The organism is Lysobacter capsici (genome assembly GCF_018732085.1).
Classification (GTDB): Bacteria; Pseudomonadota; Gammaproteobacteria; order Xanthomonadales; family Xanthomonadaceae; genus Lysobacter; species Lysobacter capsici_A.
Genome location: NZ_CP076103.1, coordinates 3,820,302 through 3,839,807, shown reverse-complemented (window position 1 = coordinate 3,839,807; position 19,506 = coordinate 3,820,302). Strand labels below are relative to the sequence as shown.

Sequence of the window (19,506 nt, the reverse complement as noted above, 5' to 3'; positions counted from 1 at the left end):
TTCGGCATCGCCACGCATCACGGCCGCCCAGGCAAGCGCTGCATTCAATAAGGAGATGGAATGAGCGGGATCAGTATCGATGGCGCGCGCGCGGCCGTGCTCGCGCTCGGCAACGTCGCAGTGCTCGTTTGCGGCCTGACCGCAGGTCAAGCATTCGCCCAGAACACCTGGGAGGTCAACGACAGCCAGGCCGGCAAGTACCTGGAGGAAATCCGTGATGGTCTCGGCACCAAGGGCTCGACCGACAAGGAAAATGTCAACGGCAAGTTGAACAACATGATGAAGATCGGCAGCGCCAAGAAAAGTGGCGACGCCGCTCCGGAGCCGACCGAGGTCCTGCAGAAGGACAAGCCCAGTATGGTTAAAAAGGAAGTGGCGGATCGCTGTCCCGCGAGTTCGACTACATCCGACAAGTCGCTTCAGGACTTGCACACCATCTGCGAGGAACTGGTCAAGACCGAGACCGCGCAATACAACTATTCGCTGGCGATGTACGAGATCTTCAAGAAGCGCAAGGAGCGGCTTGACGAGATCGAATCCAATCGCGGCAACCTGAGCGCGTCCGACCAGGGCAAATTGCAAGACAACACCAATGCCTTGCTGGCGCTGATGGCGCGCATGGAATTGGACATGAACCAGTACCGGTTCTACATGGAGGCTTACGCCGCGCGCACCACCTATCTGAAAACGGTACGCGATTTCGTCAGCAATCAAGTCGTCAATGGGAAAGGCAAGGACAATAGCGCGCTGGGTTCGATAGGTCGCGAGGCGATCGGCGCGGGCGTGCTGAAAACCGCATTGGATGAGATGAAGAGCGATCGTATCAAGTCCCCCTGGAAGTCCCGGGACTGATCATGGATATCTTGCATGTCGCGGGAGCAATCCCAGGTGCGCTGGCGGCCACCGGTTTCGAACAGATCGGCGAGTGGGCGTTTTTCAAGCTGATCTTCGAGTTCATCGACAACGAAATCGCGGTGCTTCAGGACAATATGCTGACGCGCATGGCGTTCTGGATCGGCTCGGTCGGAGCCACGTTGATGACGTTCTGGATCATCTTCAACGGCTTCCGCATTCTGACCGGCCAGTCGCGCGACTCGATGATGGGACTGGTGGTCACCACGCTGCGTTCGACCCTGATCATCGTGGCCGCGTCGACGCTGACGCTCGGCAACGCCAATATCTACAGTCTGTTGACCAGCGGACTTCAGGAAGAGGTTTCCTACTTCGTCACCGGCAAGCGCTCGTCGCCGGCGGATTCAATCGACAGCAATCTCGCCAAGATGCAGATCACCATGGCGGCCATCGAGACTTTGCCCGCGCTGGAAAACCAGAGCATCAAGAATGACATCGACAAGGCGGTGCTGATGACCGGCATCGGCGTGGCCGGTCCGGCGGTGATCGGCGGCGCCTTGCTGCTGATGTACAAGGTCGCGCTGGCCTTGTTCGTCGGCTTGGGGCCTTTGTTTATTCTCAGTCTGCTGTTCGAGCAGACCAAGAGCCTGTTCAGCCGATGGCTGTTCTACGGCATAGGCACGATGTTCTCGATGGCGGTGCTCAGTTTCATGGTGACGATCGCGATGAAGATCGTCGGCGCGGTAGCGCTGCAAACCGCGATGAAATACACCACGGCGCTGGCGCTCAACGGGATGGGCGTACCCGTGGACATGCCCAGCGTGAGCTCCCTGGCCATGCAGCAAGGCGGCCTCGGATTGGTGCTCACCGTACTTCTGGTCACCATTCCGCCGATGGCCGCCTCGTTCTTCCAGGGAGCGTTGGGTCAGTTTGGTGCCACTTCGGTGTTTGGCTCGGTGGGAGCGCGTGGGCAGGGTGGTGGCGGGGAACAATCAGGTGGGCGGACTAGCGAGGCGCATGGTAGTACTGCACCGCCTCGCAATGAGGGGAGTAGAGGTGGTCTTTCCGATACAGCTGAAGGAGCAAGACGCCCGGCGCAGTTGGGTGGTAATTATGGCTACGCCACAGCCCAGAACGCGCAGCCTCCGGCCAACGACAGGGTGAAGAAGGCGCTGGCAGTGGACGGAGAACAACCTGTTCAAGGTCCATCGAATCGGCCTCAACGACCAGATTCAAATCTGTCGTGAGAGAGCAGAGCGAGTATGGGAGATTTGCAAAGATGAGATCCTTGCTTTTGATTGGGTTGCTTGTAATTTACGCTCCAGCACTGGCTCAGTGCCCTGCGGGCATACCCGCGGGAAATAATCCTCTGTGTATTCCGCCCGACAACCCGAACTCTCCCTATTATCAGCCAGATTCTGGCTTACCCAACACGCCCAGTGTCCCAGCTCCAAAATGGGCAGATCGATGGGGGGCCATTGCAATGGATACCGCACGAGATAGCGTGGGTATTGGTGTCGCGGAAATGATGTCTAGCGAACGTAAGGCCAAAACGACGGCCTTGCAGGACTGTCGAAGAAAAGGTGGCACGCAATGCAAAGTCGCTTTGTCTTTCTACAACCAATGTGGAGTGCTGGTCTGGGCGGAGTCTGGCTATAACACTATGCGCGCTGGGACCGTCGAACAGGCAACCAAGTTAGGCATGGAAAAATGCAATAACGACGGTCTAAAAGACTGCAAGGTCTATTACTCAAGCTGCAGCTATCCCGTACGTGTCCGGTGAGATAGGTGTACCAGTTGCTGGCTATAGCAGCGATGTTGAGCTTGAGCGAGCTGGCGGCAGCGCAAGAATGTCCGGCGGGAATTCCTGCTGGAAACAATCCGCTTTGCATCCCGCCCGACAATCCAAGCTCTCCTTATTACCAGTCGGGTCTAAGCGCCCCGACTGCGCCTAGCGCACCGATTGTTCGCTGGGCAGATCGTTGGGGCGCTATCGCTATCGACAATCGCGACGGTGGTGCTGGGCTTGGTGTGGCTCAGATGAGTAGCTCAGAGCGCAAGGCTAAGCGTGTGGCTATGGATGAGTGCCTGGCTAAAGGAGGGCAGCGCTGTAAAGTCATTTTGACCTATCGCAATCAGTGCGGTGTCGTCGTGGCTGGTGACGCTGGCTGGAACTCAATGAGCGCCGAGTCCATCGACAAGGCTTCGGAGTTAGGAATTGAGAGGTGCGAGAAAGATGGCCTAAAAGGCTGTCGAGTCTATTATTCGAATTGCAGTTTTGCCGAGCGGGTTAGGTGATCGGCTTTGGGTATTGCGTTGTCGGATACGGCTGAGCACGCGACTGAGAATGGTAAAGGAATTTGTAGCAGCGCAAGAAGCTAAGGTTGCAAGGCGCGCTTCTTCGATCGCAAAATTTTTCAGGCAGTGACTAATTGGCGTGATATGCGGCGCGAAAAATGCGAGCTGGACATTTGATGAAACTCCTATTTTTGGCGATGTTTATGATAGCTAGTTCACCAGCAATGGCTCAATGCCCTGCCGGAATCCCAGTGGCGAATAATCCCTTGTGTATTCCATCCGACAATCCGAACTCGCCTTACTATCGAGACCCGGGGGGCGCGGCTGATTCAATAGCCGTTGAGCGTTGGGAGAATCGTTGGGGCGCATTCGCTATTGATCTAAAGGCGGGCCTGGGTGCTTCCAAGAGCATGCGTAGTAAGCGTGCTGCTCAAACCGCGGCAATGTCGGAATGCCGGAGAAAGGGTGGCACATCCTGCAAAGTGGAGCTCACCTACTTCAACCAATGTGGGGTGATTGTTGCTGGGGCAAAGACCTTTAGCACTTCAGCCGCTCCAAAAGTTGCGCGTGCGACTGAGATCGGTATGGATACATGTCGGAGGTCTGGGGACCAAGGTTGTTATGTATATTTTTCGGATTGCAGCCCTGCTGAGCTTGTAAGGTAATGAGAGGCTTTTTTTTAGTCAGCCTAATGCTGGCTGGGGTGCCGGTATTTGCGCAGTGCCCCGCGGGAATTCCTGCGGGCAACAACCCCTTGTGTATTCCACCCGGCAATCCAAACTCTCCTTACTATCAGTCAGGTGGTTCCACTGAAACCGTACCTGTTGGTCGATGGGAAAAACGTTGGGGCGCATTCGTCATTGATGACAAGGTCGGGCTGGGTGTCTCTAGAGACATGCCTAGCAAAAAAATAGCTCAGAGTGCGGCAATGCAGGATTGTCAAAGGAAGGGCGGCACGCAATGCAAAGTGCAACTGGTTTATTCAAACCAATGCGGTGTAATTATTGAAGGCGATAGGGGTTACAACACGGCAAGGGCCCCTACGGTGGAGAAGGCAACTGAAGCGGGTATGGAGGTCTGTAATCGTTCAGATAGGAATTGCCAGATTTATTTTTCCGACTGCACTCATGCGGTGCTGGTGAAGTAGGTGATATTAAGGCTGGTTAATTCGTTGCTGCTTTTTTGTTGCGCTGGGGCTGGGGTTACTGGCTTCGCGGTCGCTCAGGGCTGTCCGGCGGGAATTCCTGCGGGAAACAATCCGCTTTGCATCCCGCCCGACAATCCAAGCTCTCCTTATTATCAGTCGGATTCCAGCGCTTCGACTTCGTCTAGTACGCCAATTGTTCGTTGGGCAGATCGTTGGGGCGCAATTGCTGTAGACAATGCGAAAGACAGCGCTGGCATCGGTGTCGCCGTGGAGATGGCAAGTCAGCGTAAAGCGAAAGCGGCTGCCATGAACGACTGTCGTTCTAAAGGTGGGGCACAGCGCGAGGTTGTTTTTGTTTATTGCAACCAATGCGGCGTTCTTGTTGCAGGAAATGCGGGATATACGTCGATGAGGGCTGCGACGGCTGAGCGAGCCGCTGATCTGGGCTTAAAACAGGGTATTAGTGACGGGCTGGAGAACTGCAAGGTTTACTACTCCGGTTGTAGTTATCCGGTGCGGGTCAGGTGAGATAGATGTGCCGGCGTTCGGCTATCGCAGCGATATTGGGCTCGAGTGGATTGGTGGCGCTTCCAAGATAATTCTTGCTCGTTATCCGTGTTCAAAATCAGGTGCGGTATTCACAAGGAGAGTTGCATGAAACGTTCAATCGTGGCGTTCGGTCTGGTGGCGTTGTTCGCGGTCGCGCCGGCGATGGCGCAGGGCAAGCGCGGTGTGTACGAGGAAGTGCCGTACAACAACAATCCGGACAAGTTCTGCACGATCGGGTATCCGGCGCATAACTGGATGGCGATCAACGGCAAGATGGGGTTGTGGACGGTCATCAACCCGTATTACTCGGTCAATTACCAGTACATCAACACCTTCATGTACGTCTGCATGGCCGGCGGCCGGCCGATGGTGCCGAGCCATGGCGCGGGCAAGAAGGGCGGCGGTTCGTCGGACCCGGCAGCCACCTTCTGATGGCCACGCGATTCCACGGATGGGAGCGCGTCGATTGGGTCGGCACGCTGCAGCGGATTCGCTGGACGGGGGCGATGGCGTTCTGCGCGATGATGTCGGCGTTCGTGCTGGCGGTGTATTGGCTGAAGACCGGTATCGGTGCATTGCTGATGCTGGCGCAGGCCGCCGCGGCGTTAGCGGCGTTGCTGAGGCTGCGCGAAGCGGTGCTCGAAACCGGGCTGGTGTTCAAGGCGTGGCGCTACGTCAAGGCTTCCTGGAGCGGCGTACGGCGCGACGACATCCGGCAGCTGCGCGGTTACATATTGGCCTCGCTCGTGCCCGCGGTCGGCGCTTGGCCGGTGGTGTTCAGCATGGCCTGCCTGCCGTTCGTGATGCATTTGCCGGGCCTGGTGCCCGGCGGCGAAGTCTTGTTCGCGATCACGACCTTGCTGTTCGTGATGCACTTCGCCACCGGAGAGGTGAGCTATCGCCGCTTGGCCGGCGCGGTGGTCGACAGCCTCGATTCGCGTCATGTCTGCGCGGTGAAAGTCTGAGGCGGCGATACGGCGCCGTTGCGGCTATGGCGACATCGACGCGCTGACGATGCGCTCGTTTGCCACCGGTTTCCACAATCGACATAACGCCGGGCGCCATGCGTCCGGCGTTGTCGTGTCCGGGGTTCAGCGATACGCAAGGCCGACAGATCGCGCAGCGGTTCGAACGTGGTGCGTCGGCGGTGGGCAGGGCAGGTCGTGTTTCGCCGACTGAGTCCTGAGGTCGCTGCCTCCGCAACCCGTCATCGATTCGAAGCCACGTCCATACCCCGCAGTGACGTCCATCGCGATATCCGCCGCCATTGCGCGCAAACACGGCATTCGACAGGTCCGCGACAGGCCCGGCCGATACAACACGGCCACGGGCGCCGCCCGTTCGAATCACGACGAAGCGGGGATAGGAATGAACAGCAATCGTATGCATGGGCGTGCCGGTCGCGTCGTCTCGCGGCCGGGTCGCGTCCTCGGGGTGTCGCTGGTGGCCGGCGCCTGCGCGCTGGCGATGGGCGCGGCGTTGGCCGGACAGACTCTGGCGGTGGGCAAAGCCGTCGGCGCGGGCAAGATCGCGCTGGCCGCGGATGCGAAGCGCGCCGCGATCGATATCCGGGTGCGCGACAGCGTCACCGGTCGCGCGATTCAGGCCGATCTGAATGTCGCGCCGCTCGGCGATTCGGCCGCGCGCCAACGCCTGTCGCTGGCCGCGCAAGGCGGGCGGGTGAGCGGACTGACGAAGGGCGATTACCAACTGATCGCCAATGCGCCGGGTTATCAGGCCTTGAGCACGCGGGTGAGTTCCGACGGCGCGATCGGCCTGCCGACAACCTTGTGGCTGACGCCGCAGCGCGAATCCGAAGCGCTCGATCTGCTGGCCTTGAAAGCGGCCGAATGCGCCGACTGCTCGGTGTACAGCGGCTACGTCTACGACAGCCGCGACGGCAAGCCGCTGGTCGGCGTCGCGGTGCGCAGCGGCGACGGCGATCGCACCGTGACCAACGGCGAGGGCTATTTCGAACTGCGCAGCAAGCACCCGCGCGCCGCCGCGGATCAGGACGCGCTGCCGTCGACCACCACGCTCGAGATCAGTAGCGCCGGCTATCGCACGCATCGCCTGGTCGGCGTGTCGCGGGTCAACGACAGCGCCGACTTCCTGATCGATCTACAGCCCGGCAGCGGCCGGGTCGACGACAATCGCACTCACGTGCAGGTGTTGTCGAAGCAGCGCGCGCTCAAGGAGCGCGAGGACAACGCCGCGCGCCTGGACGCCGCCAACGCGTATCAGGCGCAAGCGCCCGGCGCGATGCCGAGCGCGGCGCAGGTCGGGGCGACCGCGGTCGCGGTGCCGTCGAGCATCCGCGTCGGCACCGGTTGCTCGGGGCGTTCGTGCTCCGGCGTGTCGGTGTACAGCCTGGAGGACTACGTCGCCAAGGGGCTGGACGAAGAGTGGATCGCGTCGTGGCACGCCAATTCGCTCGCGGCCGGCGCGGTCGCCTATCGCACTTATGGCGCGTACTACGTCGCCCATCCGATCAGCAGCCGCTACGACATCTGCAACACGACCTCGTGTCAGGTGTTCAATGCCGACTCGGTATCGGCGACGGTCGCGGCGGCCAAGGCGACCAAGGGCGTGGTCCTGAGCCGCGACGGCAAGAGCGCGGCCTTCAGCGAATACTCGTCGGAAAACAACGCCTGGGACGATCCCGGCGACAACCTGTCGTGCAGCAACAACGACCTGAGCTGCGGCAACGGCAACAACGGTTCGCCGCGCAACAACTGGCCGTGCCTGGGCGATTCGGTCGGCAGGGGCAAGGGCTGTTTCGGCCACGGCCGCGGCATGAGCCAGTGGGGCACGCAGCGCTGGGCCGCCAACAACGGCCGCGATTGGAAGTGGATCACCGATCACTACTTCAACAACAACAACAGCCCCGGCGGCATGCGCAACGCGTATCGCTCGAGCTCCAGCGGCAATCCCGATCCCGGCAGCATCAGCGGCACGGTCAACACCAACGGCACGCCGCTCAACGCGCGCTCCGGGCCGGGCACGAGCCATTCGGTGGTCGATACGCTGGCCGACAACACCAACGTGACGATCCAATGCCAGACCAGCGGCAGCTCGGTGACCGGCACCTACGGCACCAGCAGCGTGTGGAACCGCATCGGCAGCGGCCGCTTCATTCCCGACGCCTACACCTACACCGGATCGGACGGACGCGTCGCGCCGGATTGCTGAGTCGAGGTGGACGGGCGCGGCGGCGAGCGGTTAGCGGCGTCGCGCCCGTTTTTATTCGCCATGGTTCGTTCGCGCGGGTGATCTTTCGCCGTGGTCGTCATTGCCATCGCGCGGTCGCAAGCGTCACGCGGCCGTGACCGTCGTCGAGCTTCCAGCTGATGGATCGCATGACCCGAGCCTCGCGTTTCTGGCGAAATCTGTTCACATTCGCACCCTTCGCATCGCCATATCCGGAACGAAATCGCATGTTGTCCGACCCGGTCGCTGACTTACCATGGACTGCGTATCGACCTTTCAAGGCGCAGCTCATGGATCGTTTCTACAACCATCCCGGCGATGTGGTCCGGCAGGTGCTCGCCAGCACCGCGACCGGCGCGGCGGTGGACGTCGCCGATCCCGCGTCGGGCATGCGCATTCTCGCGCGCAGCGATCTGGATCGTGCGCAGGTCGCGGTGTTGTCGGGCGGCGGCGCGGGGCATGAGCCTTCGCATGCGGGGTTTATCGGTCGCGGCATGCTCAGCGCGGCGATCTCAGGCGAAATCTTCGCCTCGCCCAGTGTCGCCGCGGTGCTCGCCGCGATTCGCCACTGCACCGGCAGCGGCGGCAGTTTGTTGATCGTGAAGAACTACACCGGCGATCGCCTCAACTTCGGGCTCGCCGCCGAGCAGGCGCGCAGCGAAGGGCTGGACGTGCGCATGTGCATCGTCGCCGACGACATCGCGCTGCCCGATACCGCCCGGCCGCGCGGGATCGCGGGCACGGTGCTGGTGCATAAGTACGCCGGGTATCTCGCCTCGCAAGGGCTGGCCTTGAACGAGGTCGCGACGCGTACGCAGGTCCTTGCGGATCGTTTGTTGTCGTTGGGGTTGTCGCTGTCGAGTTGCACCCTGCCGGGCCACATGCCCGAGCCGCGCGGCGCCGAACTCGGGCTGGGCATTCACAACGAGCGCGGCGCGCGCGCGATCCGTCCGCGCGATGCGAACAGCGCGGTGGACATGGTGCTGACACTGCTGCTGGAACAGGCCGATCTGCGTTACGGCCCGGGTACGCCGTTGATCGTCATGCTCAACGATCTGGGCGGATGCTCGACCCAGGAACTGGCGCTGCTCGCCGATGAAGTGCTCAATCGTATCGGCCTGCCGCGCGTCGCCTTGATGGTGCGTCCGGCGCCTTTGATGACCTCGCTCGACATGCACGGTTTCTCGGTGACCTTGCTGCCGGCCGAAGCCGAATACCTCGATGCGTTGCGCGCGCCGGTCGAACCGCTGGCCTGGCCGGGGACCTATGTTCCGCGCGAACCGCGCGTGTTCGAAGTCGCGCTCGACGCCGCCGATCGCATCGCGCCCGGCACCCAGGACGATGCGGTCGCGGCGAAGATCGAGCGGGTGGTGTGGACCTTGCTCGATGCGGAAAAAACCTTGGACGAATTCGACGCGCGCATCGGCGACGGCGACGCCGGCAGCACCTTCGCGACCGGCGCGCGCGCAGTGCAGGCGCGATTGCAGCAAAATTCCCTGAGCACGGGTGAGGCCGCGCGGCTGTGCGACGAACTCGGGCGCCTGCTCGCGCATGCGATGGGCGGGTCCAGCGGCGTGCTGTTGTCGATCCTGTTCACCGCCACCGGGACCGCGCTCGCCGCCGGCCGCGACTGGCCGGCCGCCTTGGACGAAGGCATCGCGCGCATGCGGCATTACGGTGGCGCGGGGCCGGGCGATCGCACCATGCTCGATGCGCTGATCCCGGCGGTGCAGTCCTTGCCGCAGGGCTTCGTCGAAGCCGCGCGCGCGGCGCGCGAAGGCGCCGATCTCACCGCGACGATGGCCCGCGCCGGCGCGGGTCGCGCGTCCTACGTGCCCGAGCACGCGCTCACCGGCGCGATCGATCCGGGCGCCGAAGCGGTGGCGCGGGCGTTCGAGGCGTTGGCGGCGGTGAGCGATTGATGGTGATCGGGTGTCCGTCATGACGAAAACCCCGCCGGGGCGGGGCCTGTTATCCGACACTTTTGGCGCTGATCAGTTGACTTCTTTGCAGCTCGCAGCTTGGCACTGCATGATGATCGAGCGTCCAGTGGACAGGCGGCTTGTGCGATAAACACTCTCGCTGAAGAGTGACACGCCGCCAGCGTCGCAGCCGCGTTCTGCTATGTAGCGGCGGCTACTCATCTTCGGCTTGTTCCTGTTGCAGTTCTTCAGCGTAGTCCCGGCAGCCCTCGATAAAGGAATTCGAATTTCCCCCACAGTCGTCCGGATCATCGATGCCTTTTCGTTGCGCCCATTCGCGACCGGCATCATGCCCGGAGCCTCGGGATGATCCCCAGCCACTGAAGTACTGCGAGACCTGAGAGGGCGGGGGTGCCGCATAAGCAGGGCGTGTTGCGGCCGTGGATGGCTGCACGGAGTATTCGGTGACGAACACGCAACCGGCGCGCGGATAAGAGACATAGTGGCGCAAGCCGTCGGCCCCGTCGCATCGGTATATTTCGTGCGGGGGCGAGCCTATGGCCATGTTCGATGAAGACCGATAGCGCGGTTGTTCGATCTGCGCTGGAGCGACATATCGGTAGGCGGACGCGGGCGGCTGAATCTGCGTCGGTGCGGAGTAATACCGCGGCGCGCTGCGGACAGTGGGAGCGCTCGGAACGCGATAATAGCCGCGACCCGAGGGATAGGCGTCCTGTGTGCCCGACTTGCCGGTATAGGGGTTGTAGTTGCCCTTGGTCGAATAGTTATCGAACGAGCTGTTGTTGGGTGAGCTTCGGTAATGAGGCGCTACATAGGTGCCATTCTTGGTGAGGTGGCCTCGAACATACACTGGCCCGCCGGCATTGGCCGTTGCGCACAGCGTGGCGATAACCCCAGCGACGACGGCCTTGTTCATGACGCTTCCCCCATCCGCGGCTAGCCGGTGCAAGAACTGGGGAATGCATCTTCCGCCACCGTGGGCGCTCGCCGCGTGCGCGACCCGATAGCTATAACGTCGTTGCCGGGTGCAAGCGGCAATGATTGGGTCGGGACGGATTCGGCCGGATTCGCGCAGACACAAAAAAAAGGCCGGGAGCCCGTGATTCCACGGATTCCCAGCCTGTTTCGTTACTTGAAGCGATGGTGGAGCGGAGGGGGATCGAACCCCTGACCTTCGCGATGCGAACGCGACGCTCTCCCAGCTGAGCTACCGCCCCACATACTTCAAGGGGACGAAGTTTAGCGGGATGAAACCGCTTGCGCTAGCCCCGGCCGCTCGATGCGTTCGCCGGCGCGGCCAGCAACGGTGCGAGATCGGGTTCCAGCGCGACGCGGCGCCAGCCGGACAGGGCGTCGGGCCAGTCGCCGTGATCGAGCAGGGCTTCGAGCCAACGCCGCGAGGCGAGCACGCCGTCGGGCAGGCCGAGCGCGGCGCTGCGGCCGGCGACGGCATCCTGCAACAGGCGCAGGCGCTGTTTGTCGCGGGTTTCGGCGACGCCGGCGTCCGGGGTCTGGTCTTCGTCGGGCTGAACCGCGGCCAGCGCGGCCCAGATCGTCTCGCCGAGCTTGCGCGGCGCCTTGGGATGGGCGTCGAGCTGGCGCTGCAATGCGTCCAGGTCGGCCGGCGCCTGCCGCGCGATCGCTACCGCCAGTTCGTTGTCGAGAATCCAACTGCGCGGCTTGTCGCTGTCGCGCGCGTACACGTCGCGCCAGCGCAGCAGCCGCACCAGCCGGCGCTGCGCGGCCTGATCGAGGAACTGGGCGCTGCGCATCGACAGGTGCGGCCAGCGCTCGGGGCCTTCGTTCTCGGCGTTGATCACGGTGCGCGCGGCGTCTTCGGCCAGCCACTCGCGGCGGCCGAGCTGGCCGAGCATGCCGTCGAGCGCGTCGTGCATCGCGAACAGGTGCAGCACGTCGTCGGCGGCGTATTCCAGTTGCGACGGCGACAGCGGCCGGCGCATCCAGTCCGAGCGGGTTTCGCCCTTGGCCAGGGCCACGCCGGTCAATTGTTCGACCAGTTTCTGATAGCCCAGGCCGCTGCCGATGCCGGCCAGGGCCGCGGCCTGCTGGGTGTCGAACAAGGGCTTGGGCACCACGCCGCAGGCGTGCTTGAACGCGACCAGGTCCTCGCTCGGGCTGTGCACGATCTTGAGGATCCCGGTGTCGGCCAGGATCGGCGCCAGCGCGGCGGCGATGCCCGGACGCAGCGGGTCGACCAACAGAATGGTCGGTTCGGCCTCGCCCTCGCGTTCGATCGCGATCTGCACCAGGGCCAGTTGCGGCCAGTAGGTGCGTTCGCGGATGAATTCGGTATCCAGCCCGATGCGCGCGGGCTTGACCTCGAAATGCGCTTGCAGCGCGGCGGGCGTGGTGATCCAGTCGGGCATGGTCCGGTTCTTTCGGGTCGCGGCCGTAAGCTTGGGCCGGGCGGGCGACAATAGCTTAAAGGGCCGGGATTGGGGGGCGGGAATCGGGAATGGGGAATCGGGAATCGTAAAAGCGGCCCACGTCGCGGCGTCCGGCACGCGGCCTTGGCTTATTCCGATTCCCGATTCCCCATTCCCGATTCCCGGCCCGTAAGCGATATGCTGCATCGATCGCTCAGTTCATCCGGGAGAGGTTGCAGTTTGCGCGCACTGATGTGGACCAGCATCGTGGCCCTGGGGCTGTTGAGCGGTTGCGGCGACCGCGCCGGCAAGGCGGCCTCGACCGAGGCGGCCGCGCGCAAACCGATCGTGACCGTCAGCGCCGATCAGGCGGTGTCGCCGGTGCCGCCGTGGCGCGCGCCGGCGATCGCGGTGAGCCCGGACAACGCCGAGGACCTGCGCAAGCGCGCCGAAGCCGCGTTGAGCGCGGGCAAGCTGTACGCCGATGCCGATTCGGCGATCCCGCTGTTCGTGGCCTTGCGCGGGTTCGCGCCCAACGACCGTCGCATCGCCGCCGGCCTGGATCGGGCCATCGCGCTGCTGCTGATCGAGGGCGACGCCGCGCTGAAGAAGATCGACGACGAGCCGCTGTCGCTGCGCGACGCGCATCAGGTGGCGGCGGTGGCGCGCGCGGTCGCGCCGGAGCATCGCAAGGTCGAGGCCTATCTGGAACGCGTGGATCGCGCCGATCAGGCGCAGGAGGCCGATCGGCTGGGTGAGGAAGACCTCAACGCCGGACGGATCGGCGAGGGCGCCCAGGCCGGCCAGAACGGCGCGCTGGCGCGGTTCCGCGAGGCTTTGGAACTGCGGCCGGGCGACGTGCGCGCGCTGCAGGGCATCGCCGCGGCCGAGAGCGCGCTGATCCGCCGCGCCGAGGTCGCCGCCGACCGCGACGATTACGCCGGCGCCGAGCGCTGGCTGGCCAAGGCCGCGCTGGTGCGGCCCAAGCTGTCGACCGTATCGGATGCGCAAGGGCGCATCGCCGAGCAGCGTCGGGCGCGGATCGGCAGCCTGCGCGACCAGGGCATCGCCGCGCTGCCCAAGCTGCGCGGCATCGACGAAGCCCGCGGCCTGCTGGCGACCTTGCTGCGGATCGCGCCGGCCGGCGACCCGGCCGCGGCCGAACTGCGCGAGCGGATCGAACTGGCGACCCACTACGGCCTGTTCCGCCCCGGCCAAGTGTTCACCGATGCGATGAACTTCGGCGGCCGCGGCCCGGCGATGGTGGTGATTCCGCACGGCGCATTCCGGATGGGCGCGCCGGTCGGCGAGGCCGACTCCAGCGATGCCGAGCGGCCGCTGCGCAACATCCGCTTCGAGCGCGGCCTGGCGGTGTCGCGTTACGAAATCACCGTCGGCGAGTTCCGCCGCTTCATGAATTCCAGCAAGCACCGCGCGCGCGCCACCCGCCGCGGCTATTCGACCGCTTACGACGAACGCAGCGGCAATCTGGTCCGGCGCGGCGGCGTCGACTGGCAGTCCGATTACGCCGGCCAGCCGGCGGCCGACAATCTGCCGGTGGTCCACGTCAGCGCCAAGGACGCGGCGGCCTACGTGGAGTGGCTGTCGGCGATCACCGGCCAGCGCTACCGCCTGCCGAGCGAGGCCGAGTACGAATACGCGCTGCGCGCGGGCAAGCAAGGTCGCTATCCGTGGGGCGACGGCGCGCCGACCAACAAGATCGGCAATCTGACCGGCAGCCTCGACGTTTCGCCCAGCGGCCGGCATTGGCGCAACGCGTTCCAGGGCTACGGCGACGGCGCCTGGGGGCCGATGCCGGTCGGCAGCTATCTGCCTAATGCATTCGGTCTTCACGACATGGGCGGCAATGTCAGCGAATGGGTAGCCGATTGCTGGCACGACAACTACCGCCGCGCGCCGCGCGATGGCGCGGCCTGGTTCAATCCGGGCTGCCGCACGCGCGTGTTTCGCGGCGGTTCGTGGTCGAGCTCGCCCGCGCAGACACGCGCGGCGTGGCGTCAGGGCACCAGCGCCGACACCACCAACGGGCGTCTGGGTTTTCGCGTGGTGCGGGATATTTGAGATCGGCGGCCGGCGGTCCATGATGGGCCGCCCGCGGCGGGTCGGCGGCAAGGCGGGACAGGTTGGCGAAGCGAGGGCGGTGCGGTTCGCGCAGGCGGACGCGGCGCCCGATGGCAGGGCGATTGACGTCCGCGAGCAGGATTCGGGAGTGTGCAGATGAGTGTCTACGGCAACCAAGTGCAGGGCGGGCGGCGCGGCTTCGGCATCGGCGGCGGATTTCGCTGGCTGATCCTGCTGGCGTTCGGCATCTACGCGCTGGTGTCGTGGTTCGGCGGCGCCAAGACCGACCCCTACACCGGCGAGAAGGCGCATTACGGCGCCAGCGCCGACGAAGAGGTGCAACTGGGCGCGCAGGCGTTCCAGCAGGTGCTCAGCGACGCCAACGCGCAGCGCGCGCTGCTGCCGTCGAATTCGCCGCAGAGCCAGGACGTCAGCGAGATCGCCCAGCGCCTGATCGACAAGGTGCCGCAGGTGACCCAGACCTTGGCGCAACAGAATCAGCAGGCCGCGCCGGAGGACTACAAGAACTTCCAGTGGAGCGTGGCGGTGATCAATTCGCAGGAGGCCAATGCCTTCTGTCTGCCCGGCGGCAAGATGGCGGTGTACACCGGCCTGCTGCCGGTGACCCAGAACGACGATGCGCTGGCGGTGGTGATGGGGCACGAGATCGCCCATGCGCTGCTGCGCCACGGTTCGCAGCGCATGGCCCAGCAGAAGCTGGTGCAGATGGGCCAGATGGCCGCCGGCGTGGCGATGGGCGGGATGGACCCGCAACAGCAGCAGATGATCATGGGCGCGCTCGGCGCCGGCGCGCAGTACGGGCTGGTGCTGCCGTACGGGCGCAACCACGAGACCCAGGCCGACAAGGTCGGTCTGATGCTGGCCGCGGCGGCCTGCTACGACCCGCGTCAGGCGATACCGCTGTGGGAGCGCATGTCGCAGCTCGGCGGCGGCCAGCGCCCGCCCGAGTTCGCCTCGACCCATCCCGATCCGGCCAACCGCATCCAGACCCTGCAGGCGCTGATGCCGGCGGCGATGCAGTTCTACCAGGCCAATTGCGCGAACAAGCCGCTGGCTAGCCGCTGATCGCGCAGCTACGTTCCAGACTGTAGGAGCGGCGCGAGCCGCGACTGCGAATCCGCAGAGATGTCGTCGGCATGAAGGCGAGCAAGCCATCGACGCGCTACACACACAGCCGCGTTTCAACACGCGTGACCGCGTTTGCGACTGTAGGAGCGGCGTGAGCCGCGACCGCGCCCCACGCTTACGGCGTAATTGCGGATTCGCGGTCGCGGCTCGCGCCGCTCCTACAGTCGGGAACGAACCTGCGACGCGAATACGAAAAACCCGCCGGAAGGCGGGTTTGTTCGTTGCCGGAGCCGTAATCTTTTCCCGAATCCCGAATCCCGAATCCCGAATCCCGAATCCCGAATCCCGAATCCCGAATCAAAAACTCATGAACAACCCACCATTCACCGGAACATTCGCCCCGGTGATGAACCCCGCGTCGTCGGCGGTCAAAAACTCCACCGTGCGCGCGATCTCGCTGGGCTGGCCGAGCCGGCCGACCGGCACCGAATCGATGATCTTGCTGCGGATATCCTCGGGCACCGCCATCACCAGCGCGGTCTCGCAGTAACCGGGCGACACCGAATTGACGGTGACGCCCTTGCGCGCGACTTCGCGCGCCAGCGCCATGGTGAAGCCGTGCATGCCGGCCTTGGCCGCGGAGTAATTGGTCTGGCCGAACTGGCCGGTCTGGCCGTTGACCGAGCTGATGTTGACGATGCGGCCGAAGCCGCGCTCGGCCATGCCGTCGACCGCGTGCCGGCACAGGTTGAACACGCCGTCGAGGTTGACGCTGAGCACCTCGTCCCAGGCGCGCTTTTCCATCTTGCGCAGGCTGCCGTCGCGGGTGATGCCGGCGGCGTTGACCAGGATGTCGATCGCACCGTCGGCGCCGACGATGCGTTCGATCGCCGCGCCGCAATCGTCGAAGTCGGCGACGTTGGCCGCTTCGAAGCGGATATCGAAATCGCCGGTGAGTTGCGCGAATTCGGCGATGCGTTCGGCGCGCGTGCCCAGGTCCAGCGCGATCACGCGGCGGCCGGCGCGGGCCAGGGATTTGCAGATCTCGGTGCCGAGACCGCCGATGCCGCCGCTGACCACGGCGATGCGTTTGCTCATGGAATCGTGCCCCTGCCTGGATCGCGCGGATGCGATCGTGCTGATTGGATCGGAATGGGTTCGTGGCGCGCGAAGCGGCGCGGTCGATGCACGCGCCGCGAACCGTCCCCGCGGTTCGTCGACCGGATGTCGCCCGTTGCGCGCCGTTTCAGGCGCGCAAGAAAAAAGCGCGGGTCAACCGCGCTTGTCGGGCTCGCGCTTGTCCGGTTCGCGCTTGTCGCTCTTGGGCTTGGGCGTGGTTGGCTGGCCCACGCTGCCGGACAGGTTCTGCTGGAATTCCTTCCACAGGGTCATGTTGCGCTCGGTGAGCTGATTCATCATCGCCCACGGGGTCTGTCCGAGCATGCCGCCCATCTGGTTGCGGAACTGCTGTTGCTGGTCGAGAAAGACCTGCATCGAGCGTTCCAGGTAGTTGCCCATGAAGCCCTGCAGCGAGTCGCCGTAGAAACGGATGATCTGGCTGAGCAACTGGGTCGAGAGCACCGGTTCGCCGTCCTGTTCGTGCTCGGCGATGATCTGCAGAAGCACCTGACGGGTGAGGTCGTCGCCGGAGCGCGCATCGCGAACTTCGAACTCCTCGCCGTCGACGATGAGCTGGCGTACGTCCTCGATGGTGATGTAGCTGGAGATCTCGGTGTCGTAGAGACGACGGTTCGGGTACTTCTTGATGATGCGGGTCGAGGCCATGGAGCTTTGGCTCTAAAACGTGGTGCCTTGCAGCATGGCGCAGGCCGTGAGGCCTTGCAACTGGGGCGTGTCGCCGGACGCGGGCGCCGTGCCGCGCATGTCCGGCGGCAGCGCACGAAGCGATCCGGCGCGAGCGCCGGCGATCGCGCGATATCGCGAAAAACCAGCGGAAAAGCGCGGGCGACCCAAGCGCGCGGCGCGAGCGGAGCGCGCCGCGGAAGCGGCGGCGAGGGCGTGGTCGGAGCGTGAACCGGTCAGTGTCGGATGCGGCCGCGCGGGTGATGGCGGACGCCGATGCGCGAACGCCGGAGACCTGAACAGGGCCTCCGGCGCGACGCGTGCCGGGTTTACCAGCCCATGTACTGGCCGCCGTTGGCGGACAGGTTGGCGCCGGTGATCCAGCCGGCTTCGTCGGGCACGAAGAAGCTCACCGCGTAGGCGATTTCCTCCGGCGTGCCCAGGCGCCCGGTCGGGATCTGGGCGACGATCTTGTTGCGCACGTCCTCGGGCACGGCCATGACCATGTCGGTGGCGATATAGCCCGGCGACACGGTGTTGACGGTGATCCCGAACTTGGCGTTTTCCTGCGCCAGCGAAATGGTGAAGCCGTGCATGCCGGCCTTGGCCGCGGCGTAATTGGCCTGGCCGTACTGGCCTTTCTGACCGTTGATCGAGCTGATCTGCACGATCCGGCCCCACTTGCGCTCGCGCATGCCCTCGATCACCGGACGGGTGACGTTGAAGCAGGAATTGAGGTTGGTGCCGATGACGTCGCTCCACTGATCGGAGGTCATGCGGTGGAAAGTGGAGTCGCGGGTGATGCCGGCGTTGTTGACCAGGATGTCGACCGGGCCGAGCTGGCGTTCGATGTCGCGGATCAGTGTTTCCGCGTGTTCGGCCGAGGACACGTCGCCGTGGGCGATGGTCACGTCGATGCCCTGTTCCTTCAACTGCGCCTGCCAGGCGCGCCCCTTGGCTTCGTCCCGATAGTTGGTCGCGACCTTGTGCCCCATCTGGGCCAGGCGCTTGACGATCGAGGTGCCGATGCCACCGGTACCGCCGGTGACGAGTGCAACGCGTGACTGCATGCTGAGCTCTCCTTGACCGCGGGGGGCGGTCTCGGCCCGATTCTAGACAGCATTTGCGCCAGGATCGTTGTGCATCGCGGCGAGACCGGAAACGTGGTTCGGAATCTGTGCCGGATTGAACGAAACACGTGCGGCATCCAATGCTTCGGTGACACTCGCCACCGCATCGAGCGCCTGCGTCGACTGGCCCAGCGCCCGCCAGGCGGCGCGCAGCGCGGGCAGCGGGTCGGCCGGGTCGAGCGGCCGCGCGGCATCGGACTTGGACAGCTTGCGGCCGTGCGCGTCGAGCAGCAGCGGCAGATGCGCGTAGGCCGGCGTCGGCAGGCCGAGCGCGCGTTGCAGCAGGATCTGGCGGCCGGTCGAATCGAGCAGGTCGGCGCCGCGGACCACGTCGGTGATGCCCTGATCGGCGTCGTCGACCACCACCGCGAGTTGGTAGGCCCAGTAACCGTCGGCGCGGCGCAGCACGAAATCGCCGACTTCGCGGGCGAGGTCCTGCGCTCGCGGGCCCTGGATCGCATCATTGAAGGCGACGATGTCGCCGTCGTTCACGCGCAGCCGGATCGCGGCCTGCGGCGCGGCGGATTTGTGCTCGGCCGCTGAGGTCACGCAACGGCGATGGATGCCGCCGACCGCGGCCAGGTCGCTGCGGCTGCAACGGCAGACGAAGGCGCGGCCTTGGTCGATCAGACGGTCGAGGGCGTGCTGGTACAGCGCGTGACGTTGGCTTTGCCGGACCACGGTTTCGTCGCTGTCCAGGCCGAACGCGGCCAGCGCGCGCAACTGCCGTTCAGCCGCGCCCGGAACTTCGCGCGGCGGGTCGAGGTCTTCGATACGCACCAGCCAGTCGCCGCCGTGGTGACGCGCCAGCAGCCAACTGCCGAACGCGGCCAGCAGCGAGCCGGCATGCAGATCGCCGGTCGGCGAGGGCGCGAAACGGCCGCGGTAGCGGCGGGTGGCGGCGGCAGCATGTCCGGACAATGAACGAAGGCTCGGGCGGCGGTGTGGGTGGTGGCGATTCTCGTTGAATTAACGGCCGCTTCGCCACATTTACAGCTGACGACGCGGCGAATACG

The 19,506-nt window shown here is 64.5% G+C and carries 19 protein-coding genes and 1 tRNA gene; 13 read left to right on the top strand and 7 right to left on the bottom strand.

Annotation, left to right across the window (positions count from 1 at the left end):
* The first annotated feature begins 60 nt into the window (after nt 1-60).
* From KME82_RS15910 to KME82_RS15860, 11 genes are all read left to right on the top strand, one after another.
* A complete protein-coding gene (locus tag KME82_RS15910) occupies nt 61-852 on the top strand; it encodes a hypothetical protein (protein ID WP_215494923.1) in 792 nt (263 codons plus the stop codon).
* Nucleotides 853-854: 2 nt separating this feature from the next.
* Nucleotides 855-2,099, top strand: a complete 1,245-nt coding sequence (locus tag KME82_RS15905) for a type IV secretion system protein (protein WP_215494922.1) — start codon at nt 855-857, stop codon at nt 2,097-2,099.
* A 32-nt stretch (nt 2,100-2,131) separates the two neighbouring features.
* Complete coding sequence (locus KME82_RS27135) at nt 2,132-2,635, top strand: DUF4189 domain-containing protein (RefSeq protein WP_430538729.1); 504 nt, start codon at nt 2,132-2,134, stop codon at nt 2,633-2,635.
* A gap of 5 nt (nt 2,636-2,640) precedes the next feature.
* The gene (locus KME82_RS15895) at nt 2,641-3,150 is read left to right on the top strand and encodes a DUF4189 domain-containing protein (protein WP_215494921.1); all 510 of its coding nucleotides are present in this window, start codon (nt 2,641-2,643) and stop codon (nt 3,148-3,150) included.
* A 158-nt stretch (nt 3,151-3,308) separates the two neighbouring features.
* Nucleotides 3,309-3,815 (top strand): DUF4189 domain-containing protein, encoded by a 507-nt coding sequence (locus KME82_RS27130; RefSeq protein WP_430538728.1) that lies wholly within the window; start codon nt 3,309-3,311, stop codon nt 3,813-3,815.
* Nucleotides 3,815-4,297, top strand: coding sequence for a DUF4189 domain-containing protein (locus KME82_RS15885; RefSeq protein WP_215494919.1), 483 nt, complete (start codon nt 3,815-3,817; stop codon nt 4,295-4,297). Before KME82_RS27130 ends, KME82_RS15885 begins: the two co-directional genes overlap by 1 nt.
* Nucleotides 4,298-4,825: a DUF4189 domain-containing protein gene (locus tag KME82_RS15880; RefSeq protein WP_215494918.1), complete on the top strand. Its 528-nt coding sequence runs from the start codon at nt 4,298-4,300 to the stop codon at nt 4,823-4,825.
* A 126-nt stretch (nt 4,826-4,951) separates the two neighbouring features.
* Entirely contained in the window at nt 4,952-5,278 is a 327-nt protein-coding gene (locus tag KME82_RS15875; RefSeq protein WP_191820747.1) for a hypothetical protein, read from the top strand.
* The gene (locus tag KME82_RS15870; protein WP_215494917.1) at nt 5,278-5,811 is read left to right on the top strand and encodes a hypothetical protein; all 534 of its coding nucleotides are present in this window, start codon (nt 5,278-5,280) and stop codon (nt 5,809-5,811) included. Before KME82_RS15875 ends, KME82_RS15870 begins: the two co-directional genes overlap by 1 nt.
* Before the next feature lie 403 nt (nt 5,812-6,214).
* Complete coding sequence (locus tag KME82_RS15865; RefSeq protein ID WP_215494916.1) at nt 6,215-8,038, top strand: SpoIID/LytB domain-containing protein; 1,824 nt, start codon at nt 6,215-6,217, stop codon at nt 8,036-8,038.
* A gap of 245 nt (nt 8,039-8,283) precedes the next feature.
* A complete protein-coding gene (locus tag KME82_RS15860; protein WP_252255360.1) occupies nt 8,284-9,978 on the top strand; it encodes a dihydroxyacetone kinase subunit DhaK in 1,695 nt (564 codons plus the stop codon).
* A gap of 214 nt (nt 9,979-10,192) precedes the next feature.
* Here KME82_RS15860 and KME82_RS15855 read toward each other — a convergent pair whose 3' ends face one another.
* From KME82_RS15855 to rnd, 3 genes are all read right to left on the bottom strand, one after another.
* On the bottom strand, nt 10,193-10,915 hold the full coding sequence (locus tag KME82_RS15855; RefSeq protein WP_215494915.1) for a hypothetical protein: 723 nt from the start codon (nt 10,913-10,915) through the stop codon (nt 10,193-10,195).
* Between the two features lie 225 nt (nt 10,916-11,140).
* Nucleotides 11,141-11,216: transfer RNA gene (locus tag KME82_RS15850), tRNA-Ala, on the bottom strand.
* 45 nt (nt 11,217-11,261) lie between these two features.
* Entirely contained in the window at nt 11,262-12,386 is a 1,125-nt protein-coding gene (rnd, locus tag KME82_RS15845) for a ribonuclease D (RefSeq protein WP_215494914.1), read from the bottom strand.
* Between the two features lie 240 nt (nt 12,387-12,626).
* On the opposite strand from rnd, the gene KME82_RS15840 reads away from it, so the two are divergent.
* Together KME82_RS15840 and KME82_RS15835 are read left to right on the top strand one after the other, a co-directional pair.
* Complete coding sequence (locus KME82_RS15840) at nt 12,627-14,468, top strand: formylglycine-generating enzyme family protein (RefSeq protein WP_036112314.1); 1,842 nt, start codon at nt 12,627-12,629, stop codon at nt 14,466-14,468.
* Between the two features lie 156 nt (nt 14,469-14,624).
* Entirely contained in the window at nt 14,625-15,554 is a 930-nt protein-coding gene (locus tag KME82_RS15835; protein WP_215494913.1) for a M48 family metallopeptidase, read from the top strand.
* A 360-nt stretch (nt 15,555-15,914) separates the two neighbouring features.
* Here KME82_RS15835 and phbB (KME82_RS15830) read toward each other — a convergent pair whose 3' ends face one another.
* The 4 genes from phbB (KME82_RS15830) to gluQRS form a co-directional block, all read right to left on the bottom strand.
* A complete protein-coding gene (phbB, locus tag KME82_RS15830; protein WP_215494912.1) occupies nt 15,915-16,655 on the bottom strand; it encodes an acetoacetyl-CoA reductase in 741 nt (246 codons plus the stop codon).
* A 174-nt stretch (nt 16,656-16,829) separates the two neighbouring features.
* Entirely contained in the window at nt 16,830-17,342 is a 513-nt protein-coding gene (gene phaR, locus KME82_RS15825) for a polyhydroxyalkanoate synthesis repressor PhaR (RefSeq protein ID WP_036112324.1), read from the bottom strand.
* A gap of 347 nt (nt 17,343-17,689) precedes the next feature.
* A complete protein-coding gene (gene phbB, locus KME82_RS15820) occupies nt 17,690-18,430 on the bottom strand; it encodes an acetoacetyl-CoA reductase (RefSeq protein WP_046657081.1) in 741 nt (246 codons plus the stop codon).
* A gap of 42 nt (nt 18,431-18,472) precedes the next feature.
* Nucleotides 18,473-19,411: a tRNA glutamyl-Q(34) synthetase GluQRS gene (gluQRS, locus tag KME82_RS15815; RefSeq protein ID WP_215494911.1), complete on the bottom strand. Its 939-nt coding sequence runs from the start codon at nt 19,409-19,411 to the stop codon at nt 18,473-18,475.
* Nucleotides 19,412-19,506: the final 95 nt, after the last annotated feature.